The organism is Calditerrivibrio sp. (assembly GCF_049968475.1).
In the GTDB taxonomy this organism is placed as follows: domain Bacteria; phylum Chrysiogenota; class Deferribacteres; order Deferribacterales; family Calditerrivibrionaceae; genus Calditerrivibrio; species Calditerrivibrio nitroreducens_A.
The window spans coordinates 1-2,677 of sequence record NZ_JBMFQS010000020.1; the positions used below are offsets into that span (position 1 = coordinate 1).

A 2,677-nucleotide genomic window follows, 5' to 3' on the forward strand; every position below is an offset into this window, starting at 1 on the left:
TTTAACGATATTTTGCTTTATGTCTCCAACTTTTGCTGGAGATATAAAAGTATTTGCTGTGGGTACTTTATCTTACATAATTGATGAATTAGTTAAAGCCTACAATATGAAGTACCCAAACGACATGGTAAAGATTATCATTGGTTCGGCAGGTAAAGGGTATAATCAGATTGAGAATGGTGCTCCTTACGATATATTTCTATCCGCGGATATGGAATACCCAGAAAATCTTAAAAAGAAAGGTTTTGCGATTTCCGATGTCAAACCTTATCTCATGGAATTTTGGAGGCAGTATGAATAGGTTGGCTGGTGTTATTACTAATTTCCACTCAGTTGATACAATGTCGACTGTGAACGTAAACACAGAAATTGGGGAATTTTGTTGTGTTATACTTGAAAATCCCCAAACGGCAACCTATCTTAAAAAAGAAAACAAGGTTAAGTTGCTATTTAAAGAAACCAATTTTTTTATTTCTAAAAATCAGATTTATAATTTTAACTCGTTCAGAACAATAATTAAAGATATACTCCTGGCTGATATCTTTGTGAAACTTGCGGTAGAATCGAATAATTATTTTTTTTGTGTTTTGATTACAAAAAAAGAGTTTGAAACTTTTGATTTAAATTTAAACGATGAGATTTTTGTTTACATAAAACCGACAAATATAATATTGGAGATTTAAAATGTTTGAGATTTTAAAACAGATTGATTATACTCCATTTTATCTTACATTTAGACTTGCTTTCACAACAACCGTTATCCTATTTTTTACAGGCCTGCCTCTGGCATATCTAATATCATATTCTAAGATGAGATTTAAATCGGTCATTGAAGCTTTGATAGCTCTGCCTCTGGTTTTACCACCTTCGGTTTTGGGTTTTTATCTTCTTTTGATATTATCTAAAAATGGTTTTTTAGGAATGTTTTGGGAAAAGAGTTTTGGGCATCAGCTTGCATTTCATTTTGAAGGGGTAGTGATAGCTTCTGTGATATTTAGCTTCCCCTTTATGGTTCATCCATTATTGTCAGGCTTTAGATCTATAAATAAGACTCTAATTGAAGCATCATACACACTTGGAAAGTCTAAAATGGATACACTTTTTCGTGTAATACTTCCCAATATGAAGCCTGCTATTCTCACAGGCATAATTTTGTCATTCGCTCATACGATTGGAGAATTTGGAGTTGTGCTTATGGTTGGAGGTAGCATTGATGGTGAGACTAAAGTTGTATCCATAGCCATATATGATGCAGTGGAAAAAATAGATTATACAACAGCCCATATATATGCGGCTGTACTTTTTGCATTATCCTTCTTTACATTGCTCGTTGTTTATATGTTTAATAAAAGATTTGAAACGGGGATGTAGTCATGATAGAGGTGAATGTTAGAAAAGAATTGGTGGGTTATAAAGGTAATTTTACTCTGGATGTTAATTTAAAGATAGAAAAAGGGGAGTTTTTGACTATTTTTGGTAAATCCGGTTCTGGAAAGACTACTGTTCTAAGGATGATTGCAGGGCTTTTGGAACCTGATGAGGGTATCATTAGATTTGGGGATAAGATATATTTTGATTCCTCTTCAGGGATCAATTTGCCACCGCAAAAGAGAAGCGTGGGATTTGTATTTCAAAACTATGCACTTTTTCCAAATATGACGGTATATGAAAATATCGTCTATGCAGCAGATAAAAGCCAGTTGTCAAAAGTGGATGAAATATTAAAGCTTGTGGAGCTTTATGATCTCAAAGCTAGATATCCATCATCATTGTCAGGTGGGCAGCAACAGCGGGTTGCACTTGTAAGATCTATCATGAGAAATCCTGACATACTTTTGTTGGACGAACCCCTTTCAGCTCTTGATTTCACGATACGGTTAAAGCTTCAGGATGAGGTAAAAGAGATTCACAGAAGATATGGTTTGACCACCATACTCGTTTCACATGACAAGCCGGAGGTATTTAAAATGTCAGAAAAGGTGGTTTATCTTGAAGAAGGTAAAATCCGAAAGATAGGCACACCCCGTGAAGTATTCATTGAAAAAAATCTATCAGGGAAGTTCTCTTTTTTTGGAACAATCCTAGACATAAGAAAGAGTGATGTTTTTAATATAGTTACTGTTGATATTAATGGTAATCTGGTGGAGGTTGCCACAGTAGAAGATTTAAATATAGGGGAGGAGGTTATTATAGGTTCAAAGGCGTTTACTCCTATTGTTAAGAGATTATGAAACTCATTTGATGTTGTGTTTTTAATTGTATTTGTGTTTATTTTAAAGCTAAACTTAGCAATAAGTTATCGTGATATTTTTTAAGTTAGGTATGAATTTATTGAAAAATAAATTTATGGGATTATAGTATAAACAGTGTTATATTTAATATTTTAAAAAAGGGGGTAGTTATGGACTATCCTGTATAGGGAAGTGAGTCTCTTGCTGGGGCTAAGTTCATTGCCATTGTTGCTGTTTTTAATGTTTTTATATCCTATTTTGCAATCTGTAAGGGTATTTATGTGGTTATCGCTGAAAAGATAGCCATTAAGTCAAACAATCAGGACTACAGTCTGTTTGTCGAGAAAAGTAGTGCCCTTATCCTGCTGATTGATGTTATAAATGACGTTCTGGAAAAGAAAAAGATTACAAAGATGGTGGAAGAAATATACAACAAGTTGGGTAAC

Annotated in this window: 4 protein-coding genes; all 4 read left to right on the top strand. The window is 33.7% G+C overall.

All coding sequences use genetic code 11. The features are described from left to right. A partial coding sequence (locus ACP5Q2_RS09770; RefSeq protein ID WP_428099583.1) for a substrate-binding domain-containing protein occupies nt 1-301 on the top strand: 301 nt, incomplete at its 5' end. Beyond that, nucleotides 294-683 (top strand): hypothetical protein, encoded by a 390-nt coding sequence (locus ACP5Q2_RS09775; protein WP_428099585.1) that lies wholly within the window; start codon nt 294-296, stop codon nt 681-683. The genes ACP5Q2_RS09770 and ACP5Q2_RS09775, both read left to right, overlap by 8 nt. 1 nt (nt 684) lies before the next feature. After that, entirely contained in the window at nt 685-1,371 is a 687-nt protein-coding gene (modB, locus tag ACP5Q2_RS09780; protein ID WP_428099588.1) for a molybdate ABC transporter permease subunit, read from the top strand. Between the two features lie 2 nt (nt 1,372-1,373). Then, nucleotides 1,374-2,231, top strand: coding sequence for an ABC transporter ATP-binding protein (locus tag ACP5Q2_RS09785; protein ID WP_424606391.1), 858 nt, complete (start codon nt 1,374-1,376; stop codon nt 2,229-2,231). Nucleotides 2,232-2,677: the final 446 nt, after the last annotated feature.